Annotated in this window: 4 protein-coding genes; all 4 read right to left on the bottom strand. The window is 76.0% G+C overall.

What is annotated here, in order from left to right:
- Positions 1–78: 78 nt before the first annotated feature.
- The 4 genes from ACFWOG_RS10250 to ACFWOG_RS10235 all read right to left on the bottom strand — a co-directional run bounded on the left by ACFWOG_RS10250 (position 79) and on the right by ACFWOG_RS10235 (position 18,153).
- On the bottom strand, positions 79–279 hold the full coding sequence (locus tag ACFWOG_RS10250; RefSeq protein ID WP_329881452.1) for an MbtH family NRPS accessory protein: 201 nt from the start codon (positions 277–279) through the stop codon (positions 79–81).
- Between the two features lie 68 nt (positions 280–347).
- The gene (gene fabG, locus ACFWOG_RS10245) at positions 348–1,091 is read right to left on the bottom strand and encodes a 3-oxoacyl-ACP reductase FabG (protein ID WP_329948500.1); all 744 of its coding nucleotides are present in this window, start codon (positions 1,089–1,091) and stop codon (positions 348–350) included.
- Positions 1,088–12,160, bottom strand: a complete 11,073-nt coding sequence (locus ACFWOG_RS10240; protein WP_380356676.1) for an amino acid adenylation domain-containing protein — start codon at positions 12,158–12,160, stop codon at positions 1,088–1,090. The genes fabG and ACFWOG_RS10240 overlap by 4 nt, the downstream gene beginning before the upstream one ends.
- The gene (locus ACFWOG_RS10235) at positions 12,157–18,153 is read right to left on the bottom strand and encodes an SDR family NAD(P)-dependent oxidoreductase (RefSeq protein WP_380356673.1); all 5,997 of its coding nucleotides are present in this window, start codon (positions 18,151–18,153) and stop codon (positions 12,157–12,159) included. The genes ACFWOG_RS10240 and ACFWOG_RS10235 overlap by 4 nt, the downstream gene beginning before the upstream one ends.
- Positions 18,154–18,158: the final 5 nt, after the last annotated feature.

The raw sequence follows: 18,158 nt of genomic DNA, 5'->3' as shown, positions 1-18,158 counted from the left end.
GACCCCGGCACCGGCCGGATCGCCGTCCGCCCTTCGCCGTCCGTCCTTCGCCGCCCGCCGCCCGCTGCCCGCCCCGCTCTAGGACGGCCCCGGGCGGCGCAGGCTCAGCGGACGGAGATCGGTCCAGTGCGCCTCGACGTAGGACTCGCAGGCGTCCTCGGTGCCGGTGAAGCCGGCCGGGTGCCAGCCGGCGGGCACGGGGAGATCGGCGGGGAAGAGCCCGTGCTGCAGCTCGTCGTTGACCAGCACGGTCCAGTGCGCGGCGGGGCGGTCGTCCACGGGTGCTCCAGGCGAAGTCGGGGAGTCGGGCGGGTCGGGGGGCCGGGAATCGGGGGCCGGGCGGGTCGTCAGCGGAAGCCGCCGTCGATGCGGAGGACCTCGCCGGTGATGTAGGCGGCCCGGTCGGACACGAGGAAGGCGATCAGCTCGGCGACCTCCTCGGGACGGCCGAGCCGGCGCAGCGAGACCTGTTCGAGGGCGCGTCCGACGGCCTCGTCCGGCAGCCGGGCCACCAGATCGGTGTCGATGTAGCCGGGGGCCACCACGTTCGCCCGGATGCCGAACCGGCCGACCTCCTGGGAGAGGGACTTGGTGAACCCGATGATGCCGGCCTTGGTCGCCGCGTAGTTGCTCTGCCCGGCGTTGCCGCAGATGCCGGCGACCGAGGAGAGGTTGACGACGGCGCCGGACCGGCGCAGCACCATGCCGTCGATCACCGCACGGCAGGCGTGGTAGACGCCGCTGAGGTTGACCTGGAGGACGTCCTGCCAGTCCTGGTCCTCCATCAGCAGCAGCGGTGCGTCCCGCAGGATCGCCGCCGAGGTCACCAGGGCGGTGATCGGGCCCAGCGCGTCCTCGGCGCCGTCGACCAGCGCGCCCACCGCGGCGGCGTCGGACACGTCGGCCCGGCGGACGTAGGTGTTGCGGCCGAGGTCCAGCAGCTCCTTCTCCAGGGCCCGGGCGGACTCCGCGTCCGCCCCGTAGCACAGGGCGACGTCGAAGCCGTCCCGGGCCAGCCGCAGTGCGGTGGCGCGGCCGATCCCACGTGTCCCACCGGTGATCAGAGCCACCGGCCCGGCCGTCCTGGTCATCGTGTTCCCCTCTCCTGTCGGGTGCGGTGCTCGGTCTGCCCGGCCGAGTCCGGGGCGGGGGGTGGCGGTGCCGTGCGCTCCCGGACCAGGCGCCTCAGCTCGGCGATCCCGAGCTCCGGCCGCTGCGCCAACAGTTCGAGCAGGAACGGCCACTGGCGCATCATCACGGCCATCGCCCGCGGCTCGATCCGCTCCGGGGAGTACAGCCACAGGCCGCGCAGGCCGCCGTCGGACTCGTGCATCATCAGGTACAGGTCGGCGTTGTGCGGCCGCATCTCGGTGATCAGCTCGGGGATCACCCCGTCGTCGCCGACGTTCAGGTTCAGCGGCGCCGACTTGAGGCCGTGCAGGTCCAGCGGCTCACCCGCGACGTTGAGCAGGTTGAACAGCAGCCGCAGCGGGTTGCGGTCCTCCCCGGCGTCCCGGCGGAGCCGCCGCAGCGGCACCTCCTGGTGCAGGTGGGCGTCCAGCACGCCCGCGCGGACCGCGGTGATCAGGTCCCGGACGGTCGCGTCCGGCGAGGGCCGAGGGCGCACCACCACCGGGTTGATGAAGAAGCCGATCATCTGCTCGGTCTCCGGGTGCTCCCGCCCGGCCAGCGGGAAGCCCACGGCGAGGTCGCCGTCCGCCACCCCGCCGTCCGCGCCGCCGCCGTCCGGGCCGCCGTCGGCGTAGGTCTGGAGCAGCAGGTGGAACGCCGAGAGCAGCACGATGAAGAGGGTGACGCCCTCCCGCTGCGCGGCGTCCCTCAGAGCCCCGGTGACGGCCGGCTCCAGGACGAAGCCGGTGGTGAACCCCTCCGCCGCGCCGGCCTTCTGGTGCTCCGGCGCCTCGAACCTCGGCAGCGGTGGCAGACCGTCCAACAACCGCTCCCAGTAGGCGACGTGCTCGTCCAGCGCGCCGTCGGCCAGCCGCCGCCGCTGCCACGCCGCCCAGTCCGGGTACTGGACCATCGGCTCGGGCAGCGTGGACTCCCGGCCCAGGACCCGTGCGGCGTACAGCTCGCGCAGTTCGCGCCCGAGCAGCGCGTAGGACCACAGGTCGACCACGATGTGGTGCAGCACCAGCACCAGCACCCACTCGTCCGGGGCGGTGGCGACCAGGGTGCCCCGGACCAGCGGCCCCCCGGCCAGGCTGAACGGGCGGCTCACCTCCGCCTCGACCAGCCCCCGCAGCTCCTCCTGCCGGGCCTGCTCCGTCCCGGCCCGCAGGTCCGCGGTGGCCAGCGGCCAGCCCCCGACCGGATCGACCAGCTGCCGCCACTCCCCGGCGCCGTCGTCGACGATCCTGGTCCGCAGCGCCTCGTGGCGCCGCACGATCTCGTCCAGGCCGTGCCGCAGCGCCTCCCGGTCGAGCTCTCCGCTCAGGACGGTCGCGGTGATGACGTTGTGGTGCGCCTCGTCCGGGTCCACGGGCTGGTACATGATGTCCAGCTGGGCGAAGGACAGCGGGACGCCCCCGCGCCGGTCGGCCGGCGCGACGGCGCCGCCCCGCCGGTCGCCCCGGCCGAGGTGCCGGTTCCGGCGCCGGTCCGTCGGAGCGGGCCGGGCGACCGGCGGACCGCCCGCCCCGGGCAGGGCGGCGCAGGCGGCGACCGCCCGCAGGGCGGCGAACCAGGTCCCGGCCAGCTCGCGCACGTCCCGCTCGTCCAGCAGGTCGTCCGCCCAGGTCCAGCCGGCCGCCAGCTGCGGGCCCCCGGGGCCGTCGTAGGTGACCGCGTTCAGCTCCAGCGGGTGCGCGAGCAGGGTGACCTCCGCCTCGTCCCCGCCCGGGGCGGCTCCGGCGTCGGCCGTGACCGGTGCCCAGGGCGCGCCCTGCCCGGTGCCGGTGAAGCGCCCGAGGTAGTTGAAGGCGACCTCGGGGACGGGGAGCGCGGCCAGCGCGGCGGCGGTGTCCGGATTGAGGTGCCGCAGCAGGCCGAACCCCAGACCGTCGCCGGGCAGGGCGGCCAGCTGCTCCCTGATCCGGACCACGGCAGCGGCCAGCTCCGTCCCGGACTCCTCCACCTGGGCCCAGCCCAGCGGGCCGGAGGCGAGCCGGACCGGCTGGACGCCGGTGAACCAGCCCACGGTGCGGGACAGGTCGACCCCGGGCGCGAGGTCCTCGTGCCGGCCGTGGCCCTCCACGTCGACCAGCACCCCGCCGCCCGGTGCGCCGGGGCCGGGCCCGCCCCGGCGGTGGCGCCACTCCTCCAGGGCGATCCCGAAGGCGGCCAGGAGCACGTCCTGGACTCCGGTGTGGAAGGCCCCGGGGACCCGCCCCAACAGGGGCGCGGTGTCGTCCGGCGGCAGGGTCAGGACCAGCCGCCCGATGCCGGTCCCGGCCCGGGCGACTGGTCCGTTCCCGGCGGGTCGGTTCCCGGCGGGTCCGTTCCCGGCGGGTCCGACGGCGGCCGGTCCGCTCCCGGGCAGCGCGTTCTCCGGCCGGCGAGCCAGGAGCGGCGGGGCGCCGGCCAGCAGCCTCGTCCACTCCGGGAGCTCGGCGACGCGGTCCGGGGCGACCGCGTCGGCGGCCAGCAGACCGGCCCAGCGGCGCACCGAGGTCCCCACGGGAGCCAGCACCACCGGCCGCCCCGCGAGCACCGCCTCACCGGCGACCCGCAGGTCCGGCAGCAGGATCCGCCAGGACACCCCGTCCACCACCAGGTGGTGGAGCACCAGCAGCAGCCGCCCCGGTTCGCGCGGCCCGGCGTCGAACCAGACCGCCCGGAGCACCACCCCGGCGACGGGGTCCAGCAGCCCGCGGGCCACGGCCGCGTGTCCGGCGACCCGCGCCCGCAGCCCTGCCTCGTCCGGTACGGTCCCGCCCGGCCCGGTGACGTCCACCCGGTGCAGCCGGTCCTCGACCCGCACCGAGCCGTGCGGCCCGGCCAGGAGCGACCAGCTGCCGTCCGGCCGGACGGTCAGCCGGGAGCGCAGCACGTCGTGGTGGTCGACCAGCGCCTGCAGCACCGCGGTCAGCTGCCCCCGGCCGGTGCCCGGGGGGACCGCGACCACCGCCTCCTGGCTGAACCCGTCGATCGGGGTGTCCAGCCCGCGCAGCCACTCGACGATCGGGGTGGGGGCGATCTCGCCGGTCCCGATGTCCTCGGGACCCTCCGCCGCCTCCGCGTCGGTGGCCACCGTGGCCAGGCCGGCGACGGACTGGTGGGCGAACACGTCCCGCACGGTGACCGTCAGCCCGGCGGTCCGGGCCTGGGAGACGACCTGGATCGCCTGGATGCTGTCGCCGCCCAGGTCGAAGAACCTGTCCCCGGTCCCGACCTCGGGAAGCCCCAGCACCTGCGCGTAGATCCCGCACAGGGTCTCCTCGACCGGCGTGCGGGGCCGCCCGGAACCGGGCGCCGCCGGGAAGTCGGGAGCCGGCAGCCGCTCCCGGTCCACCTTGCCGTTGGCGGTGAGCGGCAGGTCGTCGAGGACCACCACCGCGGCCGGGACCAGGTACGGCGGCAGCCGGCGGGCGAGCGCGGCCCGTACGGCCGCGGGATCCGGCCGCGCCGCCGGGCGCGGGACCACGTAGCCGACCAGGATCCGGGTGCCGGGCCGGTCCTCACGGACCGTCACCACGGCCCGGGCGATCCCCGGCAGGGCGGCCAGGGCGGTCTCGATCTCGCCCGGCTCGATCCGGAAGCCGCGCACCTTCACCTGGTGGTCGGTCCGGCCGAGGAAGTCCAGCTGCCCGTCCGCCCGCCACCGCACCAGGTCCCCGGTGCGGTACATCCGCGCCCCGGGCGGCCCGTACGGGTCCGGGAGGAAGCGGCGTGCGGTCAGGCCGGGCCGGCCCAGGTAGCCCCGGGCCAGCCCGGAGCCGGCGACGTACAGCTCGCCCGGGACACCGACCGGCACCGGCCGCAGCCCCTCGTCCAGGACGCGCACCCGGGTGTTGGCGATCGGCCGGCCCACGGGCGGGACGCCGCCGCCCGACAGCGGCCCGGTCATGGTGGCGCACACGGTGACCTCGGTCGGGCCGTACGCGTTGACCATCCGGCGCCCGGCCGACCAGCGGGCGGCCAGCCCGGCCGGGCAGGCCTCGCCGGCGACCACCAGGGACAGCCCGGCGGGCAGTCCCCCCTCCGGTACGGCCGCCAGCACGCTGGGCGGCAGGGTCACGTCCGTGACGCCGTACGCGGCGCAGGTCCGGGCCAGCGGCTCGCCCGGGAGCAGCTCCTCCTTCGGGAGCACGATCAGCGCGGCGCCGGACAGCAGCGCGTCGCACCGCTCCGCCACCGAGGCGTCGAAGCTCGGCGAGGCGAACTGCAGCAGCCGGCTGCGCCCGTCCAGCCCGAAGCCCTCGGTCTGGGCCGCGACCAGCGCGGGGATCCCGGTGTGGGTGACCACCACGCCCTTGGGCGTCCCCGTCGAGCCGGAGGTGTAGATGACGTACGCGGCGTGCGCCGGGGTCAGGGGTTCCGCGCGGTCGGCGTCCCCGGGCGCGGTGGCGGGGCGGGCGTCGAGCTCCCGGAGCACCTCCGGCCGGTCCAGGAGCAGGAGCGGGACGCCGGTGTCCGGGAGCACGCCGCTCAGCTCCCCGGTGGTGAGCAGCAGGACCGGGCCGGCGTCCCGGAGCAGGAGGGCGATCCGCTCCGGCGGGTAGTCCGGGTCGACGGGCAGATAGGCGGAGCCCGCCTTGACCACGGCCAGCATCGCGACCACCGACCGGGCCGAGCGGGGCAGGGCCACCGCCACCGGCCGGTCCGGACCCGCGCCCCGGTCGATCAGCAGCCGGGCCAGGCGGTTGGCCTCCGCCTCCAGCCGGGCGTACGTCAGCTCCCGCTCGGCGTCGACCACCGCGGTGCTGTCCGGGGTGCGGGCCACCTGGGCCTCGAACAGCTGCGGCAGGGTGGCCGACGGCAGGTCGCGGTCGGTGTCGTTCCACTCGGTCAGCAGCCGGTGCCGTTCGCCGGGGGTGAGCAGGTCCACGGCGCCGATCGGCACGTCCGGGGCGGCGCAGACCGCCAGCAGCAGACGGCGAAGCCGGTCGGCCAGGACCTCGACGGTGTCCGGGTCGAAGACGTCGGCGTTGTACTCGACCACGCCGTCGATCCCGGCCGGTGCGCCGGCGCCGGGGCCGGGGCCGGGGCCGCGTCGCCCGGTCAGCGCGAACACCAGGTCCATCCGGGCGGTGCCGGTGCTCACCGGCACGACCTCCTCGGCCAGGCCCGGCAGGCCGAGTTCGGCGTCGGGGAGGTTCTGCCAGGCGAGCATGACCTGGAAGAGCGGGTGGTGCGCGGTGGACCGGGCGGGCCGCAGCGCGTCCACCAGGAACTCGAACGGGACCTCCTGGTGGGCGAACCCGTCCAGGCTGCGTTCCCTCACCCGGGCGAGCAGCTCCCGGAAGGTGGGGCGGCCGGACGCGTCCACCCGCAGGACGAGGGTGTTGACGAAGAAGCCGACCAGGTCCTCGGTGGCGGCGTCGGTGCGGCCGGCGACGGTCGCCCCGATCGGGAGGTCGTCCCCGCCGCCCAGGCGGTGCAGCAGGGCGGCCAGGGCGGCGTGCACGACCATGAACTCGCTGGTGTCGTGGCGGCGCGCCAGGGCGGCGACGGCGTCGTGCAGTCCGGCGTCCCAGCGGAACGCGACCGTGCCGCCGTGGTGGCTCGCCTCGGCCGGGTGCGGCCGGTCGACGGGCAGCGCGATCCGCTCCGGCAGGCCGTCGAGCGCCCGCCGCCAGTGGTCGAGCTGCCGGGCCCGGACGCTGTCCGGATCCTCCGGGCCGCCGAGGAGCCGCCGCTGCCACAGCGTGTAGTCGGCGTACTGGACGGGCAGCGGTGTCCAGTGCGGCGGCCGGCCGGCCAGGCGGGCGGTGTAGGCGGTGGCCAGGTCGCGCCCGAGCAGGGCGACCGACCAGCCGTCCGCGGCGATGTGGTGCACCACCAGGACCAGCGTGTGCCGCTCCGGGCCGTGGACCAGCAGTTCGGCGTGGAGCGGCGCCTCGCGGGCCAGGTCGAAGCGGTACCGGGCGGCGGCGGCCACCGCCTCGTCCGCGCCGGGGCCGGGGACCTCGGTCACGGCCAGCCCGGGGCGTCCGGCCGCGGGGTCGAGGACGTGCTGGCGTGGCACGCCGCCCGTGTCGGGGAACGTGGTGCGCAGCGGCTCGTGTCGGTCGGTCAGGTCCGCCAGCGCCGCCCGCAGCGCGTCCACGTCCAGGGCGCCGGTCAGACGTACCGCCATCGGGATGTTGTAGGTGGCGGAGGGGCCCTGGACGCGGTCCAGGATCCAGAGCCGCTGCTGGGCGAAGGAGAGCGGCAGCTCGGCGGGCCGCGGCCCGGGCCGCAGCGCGGGGCGGGGTTCGGGGCGCGGCGCCGGGGCCGCGCCGTCGTGTCCGACGACCTCGGGGTCGGTGCCGTCGGCGTCGGCGGCGAGGCGGTGGGCCAGGCCGGCCACCGACGGCGTCTCGAACAGCGCGCGGACCTGGACCTCCACGCCCAGGGCGGCCCGGATCTGCGAGACCAGCCGGGTGGCGAGCAGGGAGTGGCCGCCCAGGTCGAAGAAGCTGTCGTGGACGCCGACCGCGGGCACCCCGAGCACCTTGGCGAAGAGCTCGCACAGCGCCTCCTCCCGCGCGTCGCGTGGCGCGACGAAGGCCGGGCCCAGGTCGCGGCGGTCTCCGTCCGGCGGGGGCAGGGCCCTGCGGTCGGTCTTGCCGTTCGGCGTCAGCGGCAGGGCGTCGAGGAGGACGAAGACGGACGGGACCATGTAGGCGGGCAGCCGCGCGGCCAGGGCGGACCGCAGGACGGGGGTGAGCCGGCGGGCCAGGCGGCGCCGGGCGCCGTTGACGTGGCGCGCCGGGTCCTGGTCCCCGGGCGGCGGCCCGGCCGCGGGCGGCAGCCCGACGGCGGGCTCGCCGTCGGCGCCGACGCGGCGGGCGACGAGGTCCAGCGCGCCGTCCGGGCCGTGCCCGGACCAGTCGAGGTCGATCCGGTACCCGGTCCGGTCGGCGAGGGACCACAGCTCCTCCGGGTCCACGGCCCCCTGGGCCGGGGGGACGGGGGAGGCCGGAGGGTCCGCCGGGTCGCCGGCGGGCGCGGCGCCGAGCCGCCCGAGGGCGTCGGCGAGCGCGCGCACGCGGGCGTTGGGCACCCCGCGGACGGCGAGCAGGGACGGCCGCTCCGACGCCAGCCGGTCCTGCAGCGACGCCACGGTGAGCCGCTCGGCCTCCCAGTCCAGCCACGCGAAGTCCGCCGGCGGGGCCGCCTCTGCCTGCGCCTGGGCCTCCGCCCGGGCCCGGGCCTCCGCCGGCGGGTCCGTCCGTGCGGTGGTGAGGACCACGTCGTAGCGGAAGCGGGTCAGCTCGTTGTCGCAGTCGGCCCGCTTGGGCAGCACGCGGACCTCCTCGACGGCGGGGAACCGCCCCGGCAGGGAGGTGAACAGCCGCGGGTCGATCACGAGTTCCTCGTCCTCGTCCACGTGGCGCCGCACCCGCGCGAGCAACCGGTCCGCGGGGAGCCCGGGTTCGGCACGGGACAGCTGGACCGAGAGGTGGAACGACTCCAGCAGCGGCAGGCTGCGGACGTCGCCGAGGAACACCGACCCGCCCGGTGCGAGGCGGGCCAGCGCGGCTTCGACCACCCGCAGCAGGTACCGCTCGTCGGGGAAGTACTGCACCACCGAGTTGAGCACGACCACGTCGAAGAGCCCGTCGGGCAGCCGGTCCAGCCGGTCGGCCGCGCAGCGGTGGAGTTCGACCCGGCCGAAGGGGTGACCGGGGGCGTCGACGGCCGTCCTCAGGCCCGCGAGCGCGACCTCGGAGATGTCGGTGCCCCAGTACCGTTCGCAGTGCGGCGCGACCCGTTGCAGGATCAGCCCGGTGCCGCACCCGATCTCCAGCACCGAGCGGGGACGCAGGCCGAGCACGCGCTCCGCGGTGCGGTCGGCCCACTCGCGCATCTCCCCGGCCGGGATCGGCTCGCCGGTGTAGCTGCTGTTCCACCCGCGCAGGTCCTCGACGGGGATCGGTGCCGGCGCGGGGGAGCCGGCGCCCGCGAGGCCGGCGGGGGAGCGCCCGGGGCCGTCGGCGCCGGTGGGCGGCCGGCTGCCGTCCTCCTCGTCGTAGGCGGTGTCCCAGATCCGGCGCCACTCGTCGACCTGGTCCGGCCACTCCTCCGCCGGGCCGGAGCCGTCGTCGACGGCGGGCACCACGTACGCCACCAACCGCTGGTCACCGGGGACGTCCTCGCGGACCGTCACCACCGCGACCCCGACCTCCGGCCGGCGGGCCAACTCGCTCTCGACCTCCCCGAGTTCGATCCGGAACCCGCGCAGCTTCACCTGGTGGTCCAGCCGGCCCAGGAACTCGATGCCGCCGTCACGCCGCCGGCGCACCAAGTCCCCGGTGCGGTACAGCCGCTCCTGCGGCCCGGCCCCGAACGGGTGCGGGACGAACCGTTCGGCGGTCAGCCCGGGCAGACCCAGGTAGTCCCGGGCCAGCCCGGCGCCGCCGATGTACAGCTCGCCGGGGACACCGGCCGGCACCGGACGGCCCCGGTCGTCGAGCACGTGCAGTTCGGTGTTGGCGATCGGCTCGCCGATCGAGATCGGGCCCTCGCCCACCTCGGCCACCGCCGACCAGATCGTCGTCTCGGTGGGGCCGTACATGTTCCACAGCGTCACGCCGGTGGCCAGCAGCCGCCGGGCCAGCTCGGCCGGCAGCGCCTCGCCCCCGGCCAGCACCCGCAGACCCGGTGCGCCCGGCCAGCCCGAGTCCAGCAGCATCCGCCAGGTGGACGGCGTCGCCTGCATCACGGTGGCCCCGGAGGCGGTCAGCAACCGGGACAGCCGCTCGCCGTCGGCGACCGCCTCGCGTTCGGCGACCACCACCCGCGCGCCCTCGGCCAGCGGCAGCAGCAGCTCCAGCAGCGAGATGTCGAAGGAGTGCGTGGTGACCGCGAGCAGCGTCTCGTCCGGCCCGATGCCCGGCCGTTCCGCCATCGAGTACAGGAAGTTGCCGAGCGCCCGGTGCGGGATCCGGACCCCCTTCGGCTGCCCGGTCGAGCCGGAGGTGTAGATCACGTAGGCGAGGTCCTGCTCGGCCACCGGCTCGTCGAGGCCGTGCTCGGGCTCGACGAGGAGCCCGTCGTGGAGCTCGTCCAGGCACAGCACCTCGGCGCCGGTCCCGGGCAGCCGCTCCGCGACCGCCCGCCGGGTGAGCAGCACCGGCAGCCCGGAGTCGGCCAGCACGAAGGCGATCCGGTCCGGCGGGAAGTCCGGGTCCAGCGGGACGAAGGCACCGCCGGCCTTCAGCACGGCCAGCATCGCCACCACCAGCTCGACCGAGCGCTCCGTGCAGATGCCGACCGGCACGTCCCGGCCGACACCGTGCCGCTTCAGCCGGTGGGCCAGCCGGTTGGAGCGCCGGTCCAGTTCGGCGTAGCTCAGCGCCTCCCGGCCGCAGCGGACGGCCTCGGCGGCCGGGGTGCGGGCGGCCCGGTCTTCGAAGCGACGGTGGGCGAACCCCGGGTCGGGCCACTCCCGGCGAGTGTCGTTCCACCGGTCGCGCAGCCGCCGCTCCTCCTCCGCCGCGAGCATCGGCACCTGCCCCACCGGGAGGTCCGGATCGGCGAGCAGGTTCTCGACCAGCAGCCGGAGGTGGCCGGACAGCTGGTCGACGGTGGCCGCGTCGAACAGGTCGCTGTTGTAGTCGAACCGCCCGCTCAGACCCTCCGGGCGGTCGAAGACCTGGAGCTCCAGGTCGAACCGGGCGGCGGTGCTGTCCACCTCCAGCGGTTCCAGGCGCAGCCCCGCGGCGTCGAAGGAGGGCATGGCGATGTTCTGGAAGACGAAGGAGACCTGGAAGACCGGGGAGCGGGACAGGTCCCGCTGCGGGTGCAGCTCCTCCACCAGCCGCTCGAACGGCAGCTCCTGGTGCGCGAAGGCGCCCAGGCACACCGGCCGTACCCGGCGCAGGAGTTCCCGGAACGTCGGGGCGCCCGACAGGTCCGTCCGCAGCGCCAGCGTGTTGGCGAAGTACCCGATCAGCCGCTCGACCTCGGGACGGCCCCGGTTGGCGACCGGCACCCCGACGACGACGTCCTCCTCGCGGGTGTAGCGGTGCAGCAGGACCTGGAAGGCCGCGAGGAGCGTCATGAAGGGCGTGACCCCCTCGCTCCGGCTGAACGACCGCACCCGGTCCATCAGGTGCGCGGGGAGGGCGAACGGCCGCGAACCGCCCCGGGTGCTCCGGACGGCGGGCCGGGGGCGGTCGGTGGGCAGCTCCAGGGCCGCGGGCGCCCCGGCGAGGGCCTGCTTCCAGTACTCCAGCTCGGCCGCCGCCCCCTCGCCGTCGAGCCGCCTGCGCTGCCACACCGCGTAGTCGGCGTACTGGACCGGCAGTTCGGGCAGCGCGGCCTCGGTGCCGGTGGCGTACGACCCGTAGAGGGTGACCAGCTCGTCGAGGAAGACCGAGGTGGACCAGAGGTCCCCGGCGATGTGGTGGATGGTGAGCAGCAGGACGTGCTCGTCCGGGGAGAGGCGCAGGAACCGCATCCGCAGCAGCGGGCCGGCCTCCAGGTCGAACGGGCGGGAGAACTCCTCCTGGGCCAGGGCGCGGATCCCGGCCTCCCCGTCCGGCCCGTGCAGGTGCTCGCAGGGCACGACGGTGAGCTCGGGCGCGGAGCCCTCGGTGACCACCTGCACGGGCTCGCCGTCCACCTCGCGGAAGGTGGTGCGCAGTGCCTCGTGGCGCCGGGCGATCTCCCGGACGGCGCGCTGCCAGAGGTCGAGGTCCAGCGGGCCGCGTACCCGGGTCGCGCCGGAGACGTTGTAGGCGGTGTCCCCGGGCGTCAACTGGTCGAGGAACCACATGCGTTGCTGCGGGAACGACGCGGGGAAGCGGTGCTGCCGCCGCCTCGCCGCCGGCGGCCGGGCGGTCTGCTGGGGAGTGGTCCGGTGCGGGGCGGTCTGCTGCGGCGGTGCGGCCTGCTGGGGGGCGGGCCGCTGCCCGGCCTTCCTCCGGCGCAGGTGCTCGGCCAGCAGGGCCCTCTTCTCGGCGGCCGAGAGGGTGGCGGGGTCGGGGGTGGTCATCGCGCGTCCGTCCTCGTGTGTCCGGTGGCCGGCCTGCTCTCGCTCGCTCATGCCCGGTCCTCCCGGGCCCCGAGGTCGTCCGGCTCCTCGGCGAGCAGTGCCCGGAGCTGCGCCTCGACCTCGTCGTCGGACAGGTCGTCCAGCCCGTCCAGCTCGTCGAGCTCGTCGAGCTCGTTCAGCCCGTCCAGCTCGTCGAGTGCGTCGAGGTCGCCGGGCCCGGTGAGGTCCGCCTCGTCGCGGCTCAGGATCTCGATCGCGTCCCCGTCGCGGCCGTTCCCCGCGCCCTCGCCGCCGGTCGCGGCCAGCAGCCCGACGGTGTGCGCGACGGTGGGGGTCTGGAAGAAGTCCCGCAGGTCGAGTTCGGTGCCGAACCGGCTCTGGATCCTGCTGTTGATCTGCACGGCCGCCAGCGAGTGGCCTCCCAGGGCGAAGAAGTCGTCGTCGACGCCGACCTCCTCGACGCCCAGGACCTCCCGCCAGACCGCCGCGACCGCCTCCTCCTGCTCGGTGGCCGGGGCCAGGAACGGGGTGGGGAGGTCGGGCCGCGGATGGGTGCCGCCCAGTGGCGCCAGCAGGTCGATCTCCCGCGCGAGGAGGGCGGGGGTGATCGACCGGGCCAGCCGGCGGAGCGCGCCGAAGTCCTTCGGCGTGACCACCAGGTGGGCCGGGAGTACGGGTTCCGCGAGGATCCGGGCGAAGGCCGCCCGGCCGTCCTCCTCGGCGAGGCCCTCGCCGAGCGCCCGCAGGGTCCCCGCTCCGGCGGGTGCCTCCCCGGGGCCGGCCGCCGAGGGGCCCGCCGTCGAGGCGTCGGCCGGCCCGGCCGTCGGTCCGGTGCCGGTGTCGGCGCCGGTCTCCGTCTCCGCCTCGGCCTCCGCGACGGTCTGCCGGAGCTGCTCCAGCAGGGCCTCGACGTCGTTGATCCGCTTGACCGTGAAGTCGGTCACCTGGACCAGCAACCGGCCGTCGGGGTCGAGGAGTTCGAGGTCGCAGGTGAGGGTCTCGCCGGACGACCCGTCGGGTTGCCGGATCTCCACGCCGACCAGCACGGTACCGGTCAGCGGGTGCAGGACCCGCAGGCTGCGGTAGGTGAGCGGGAGGTAGTACGGGTCCTGCGCGTGCAGCCGGAAGACCCCGCCCGCCATGTCGAGCAGGGCCGGGTGCAGCGGGTAGCCGTCCAGGTCGGCCAGGAAGGCGTCGTCCAGCCGGAGGGTGGCGAGCATCCGCCGGCCGCCGGTCCGGATGGTCTTCAGCACCTGCCAGCGCGGCCCGAACCAGAACCGGAGCGGTCCGCCGCCCTCCTCGAAGCGCTCCACCCCCAGCCGGCCCCGGATCTCCTCCTCGGTGGACAGGACCTCGGTGACCTCGCAGCGGGCCAGCACCTCGGCCAGGTCGCGCACGGTGTCCGGGCCGCGGTCGTGGAACGTCGCCCAGCCGACGGCGTGCTCCCGCCACCGCGCGCCGTCGCCGGTGCGGCTCCGGACCGTGAAGTGCGGCCGGCCGTCCCGCTCCTCGATCGTGGTGTAGATCGTCCTGGTCCGCCCGTCGGGCACGATCACCGGCGTCATGAACAGCACGTCGTGGAGTTCGATCTCCCGGTCGGCGGCCTGTTCGGCCAGTGCGGCGCGGACCAGTTCGAGGTAGGCCGTGCCCGGGACCAGGCCGTGGCCCATCAGCCGGTGGTCGGCGACGATCCAGTGGTCCGCGGTGTTCAGGTCCGTGGCGTAGGTCCGGGTGGTCCCCTCGGACCCGACCCGGCGGAGCAGCGGGTGTCCGGTGTCCTGCCCGGCCGGGTCGACCGTGCCCGGCCGGGAGAGGAGCCCGGCCGCCATGCCGACGCCCTCCCAGGTGCCCCAGGCGACGGAGGTCACCGGCCTGCCCTGCTGCCGCCTGCTCAGGGCGAAGGCGTCGAGGAAGGCGTTGGCCGCGGCGTAGTCGCTCTGGCCCGGTCCGCCCAGGACGGCGGTGACGGAGGAGCAGAGCAGGAAGAAGTCCAGCGGGTCGTCCTCGCAGAGCCGGTCCAGCAACAGGGTGCCGCGGGTCTTCGCCGCCAGCACCCGGTCCGCGTCCTCGCGCGTCTTCCGCGCGATCATCCCGCTGGACGGGGTTCCGGCCGCGTGCACGACGCCGTTCAACGCGCCGAACGCGGACCGCAGTTCGGCGATCCGGGCGGCGGTCTGCTCCGGGTCGGTCACGTCGGCCCGCAGCACGGCGACCCGGGCGCCGAGCTCCCGCAGCCGGGACAGCCGCCGGATCCGGACGCCGGTCGGGTCCTGCTCCCCGTGCGTCTCCAGCCACGCGGCCCAGTCCTCCTCGGCGGGGAAGTCCGACCGGCCGAGCAGCCCCAGCACGGGAGCCTCGACGCTGCGCGCGAGCTGCTCGGCGAGGGCCAGGCCCACTCCGCCGAGTCCGCCGGTGATCAGGTAGACGCCGCCGTCGCGCAGCGGGGCCGCGGCCGGCCGGCCGGCGGTGTCGTCGGAGCCGTCGAGACCCTCGGAGTCGTTGGTGTCGTCGGGGTCGTCGGAGCCGTCCGCCCCGAGCCGGAACGCATCGAAGTCGCGGACCCACCAGTGCCGTCCGCGCAGGGCCAGTTCGCGTTCCCCGGTGCCACGGACGAGCAGGTCGTGGACGGCGCGGACCGATCCGTCCGGCGGGGCGGCCGGGTCGGTGCCGGTGATGTCCAGCAGGCGGCACTCGACGTCCGGCAGCTCCTGCGGGACGACCGTGCAGGGGCCGGCCAGGGTGGCGTTCTCCGGCTGCAGCGGCTCGTCCCCGGTCACGCCGTGGACGCCGCGGCAGAGGACGTCGATGGTGATCGGCACCGACGGGCGGGCGTCCTCGATGCCCTGGGCCAGCGCGATCAGGCTGTCGAAGCCGACCCGTCGTGCCTCGTCGAGCCGTGCCTCGTCGAGCCGGGCCCCGTCGAGCGCGTCGGCCGGGCCGCCGCCCAGGCTGAACAGGTGCACGATCCGGAGTGCTGCCGCGCCCCGCACGTCCGGTGAGCGGAGGAGCTCGGCGAAGTGGTCACGGTCGGCCGGGTCCAGTGACCAGGACCGTTCGCCGCGGGAGCGGAGCCCGTCGTCGGCGCCGACCCGGACGACGGAGGCGCCCCCGTCCTCCAACCGCCGGGCCAGGGTGCGGCCGAGACCGAGGTCGTCGCCCAGCACCACCCAGAGCGGCTCCGGGCCGTCCCCGGGCCGCCGGCCGGTGCTGCGCGGTGCGAGGCGCCGCCAGCCGGGGGTGCGGAACCAGTCGCCGAGCGGCACGGCGGCGCCGTCCGCCGTGCCGTCCGCGGGGGTCGTGGTGGCGGTGGTGGCGACGGGATCGGGGTCCACCCAGTACCGCTGCCGCTGGAAGGCGTAGCCGGGCAGGCGCAGTACCCGGCGGCCCTCGGACGGCCGGACGGCCGCCCAGTCGACCGGGACGCCGGCGCTCCACAGCGAGCCCAGGGCCTCCAGCAGCCGTACCCGGTCGTCCGTCCGTTCGTGCGGGTGGCGCAGCGAGCCGGTCACGGTCCGGTCGTCGCGCCAGGCGCGGTGCTCGCGCACGAAGTTGCCGAGGGTGTGGCCCGGGCCCACCTCGACCAGGACCCGGGACGGGTCGGCCAGCAGCAGTCCGGCGGCCTCGGCGAAGCGCACGGGCTGCCGCAGGTGACGGCCCCAGTACTCCGGGCTGGTGGCCTGCTCGTCGGTGATCCAGGTGCCGGTCACGTTGGAGCAGAAGGGGATGCGCGGGGGGTTCAGCCGGACCTTGCGGACCTCCTCGACCAGCGGTCCGACGGCGCCGTCCATGGTGGCGGAGTGGAAGGCGTGCGAGGTGTGCAGCCGCCGGCAGGGGATGCCCGCGGCCCTGAGGCGGCGCTCCAGCCCGTCCACCGCGCCGGTCGGGCCGGAGACCACGCTCAGGGCGGTGGAGTTGACCGCGGCCAGGGCGAGGGCGGGACCGTCGCCGTCGTCGCCCAGCCAGGGCGCCAGCTCGTCCTCGGAGAGGAACACGGTGAGCATCGACCCGGCGGGCATCGCCTGGACCAGGCGGCCCCGTGCCGCCACCAGGCGGACGGCGTCCTCCACGGAGAAGACGCCCGCGAGGCAGGCCGCGACGTACTCGCCGACGCTGTGGCCGACCATGGCCTGCGGGCGGACGCCCCAGGCGGACCACTGGCGGGCGAGGGCGTACTCGACCAGGAACAGCGCCGGTTGGGCGAACTCGGTCCGGTTCAGCCGGGCTTCGGCCTCGGCCGCTCCTCCGGGCCGGGGGAAGAGCGAGTCGCGCAGGTCCGCGCCCAGCTCCGCGGCGAACAGCTCGGCGCAGCGGTCGAGTTCGGCGGTGAACACCGGCTCGTGCCGGTACAGGTCGCGGGCCATGTCGACGTACTGGGTGCCCTGGCCGGGGAACAGGAAGGCGACGGGAGCCTCGTCGGCCGTCCCGGCGGTCCCGGCGGCGGTGACGGCGCGCAGTGCGGCGACGGCCTCCGCCCGGTCCCGGCCCACCACGGCCCGGCGCCGACCGAACGCGCGCCGCCGGCGGGCCAGCGTGTGGGCGACGTCGTCCAGGGGTGTGCCGGGGTGTTCCTCCAGGTGGTCGGCGAGCCGGTGCGCGGCCTGCTCGACCGCCTCCGGGGTCCTCCCCGACAGCGGCAGCAGGACCGGACCGGCGGGGGCGCCGGACTCGCGGGAGGGCGTGCGGCGGTCCTCCGGGCCGGCCTCCGCGTCGGTGTCCGGGCTGGGCCGCTCGGCGGGGGCCTCCTCCAGGACCAGGTGCACGTTGGTGCCGCCGATGCCGAACGAGCTGACCCCGGCCCGGCGCGGCCGGGACCCGCGGGGCCACGGCCGCAGCCGGTCGTTGACGAAGAACGGGCCGGACTCCAGGTCGAGTTCGGGGTTGGGCTTGGTGAAGTGCAGCGACGGCGGAATGGCCTCCTGGCGGAGCGCCAGCACGGTCTTGATGAGCGCGGCGACCCCGGCGGCGGCGTCCAGGTGTCCGATGTTGCCCTTCACCGACCCGACCGCGCAGTAGCCGGTGGCCGCGGTGTCCTCCCGGAAGGCGCGGGTCAGCGCGGCGATCTCGATCGGGTCGCCGAGCGGGGTGCCCGTGCCGTGGGCCTCCACGTAGTCGACGGTGTCGGCGCCCACCCCGGCCATCGCGAGCGCCTCGGTGATCACCGAGGACTGTCCGTCGACCCCGGGCGCGGTGTAACCCGCCTTCAGTGAACCGTCGTTGTTGACCGCGGAGCCCAGGATGACGGCGTCCACGGTGTCGCCGTCGCGGCGGGCGTCGGCCAGCCGGCGCAGGACCACGACGCCGGTGCCGTTGCCGGGCACGGTGCCGCCCGCCGCGGCGTCGAAGGGGCGGCAGTGCCCGTCCGCCGAGAGGATGCCGCCGGGCTCGTACAGGTGGCCCTGGCGCAGCGGCGAGCCGACCGAGACGCCCCCGGCGAGTGCGAGGTCGCACTCGCCGCCCAGCAGGCTCTGGCAGGCCAGGTGGACCGCCGTGAGGGAGGTGGAGCAGGCGGTCTGCACGGTCAGTGCCGGGCCCGTCAGGCCGAGCTTGTACGCGACCCGGGTGGTGAGGAAGTCCTTGTCCCCGGCCAGCAGCGTCTGGTAGGGCCCCGCGGCCTCGAAGACCCGGCGGTTGGCCGTCACGTTGTACAGCAGGTAGCTGTTCATGCCGGCCCCGGCGAAGACCCCGATCCGCCCCTCGAAGTCCTCCGGGACGCAGCCGGCGGACTCCAGGGCCTCCCACGCGCACTCCAGGAACACCCGGTGCTGCGGGTCCATGATCTCGGCCTCGCGCGGGCTGTAGCCGAAGAAGGCGGCGTCGAAGCGGTCGGCGCCGTCCAGCGCGCCCTTGGCCCTGACGTAGCCGTCCTGGCTCAGCAGGGCGGGGCTCACCCCCTCGGCCAGGAGTTCGTCCTCCGAGAAGACGGTCACGGACTCCCGGCCCTGTTCCAGGTTCCTCCAGAACGTGTCGACGTCGGGGGCCCCGGGGAAGCGGCCGGCCATACCGACGATGGCTATCTGGTCGAGCTCTTCGGACATCTCCGACATCGGGT

Origin of the sequence: Kitasatospora sp. NPDC058406 (assembly GCF_042722765.1) — a bacterium.
Lineage (GTDB): Bacteria > Actinomycetota > Actinomycetes > Streptomycetales > Streptomycetaceae > Kitasatospora.
Note: the sequence above shows the minus strand (reverse complement) of the source record. Positions and strands in the feature narration are given on the sequence as shown.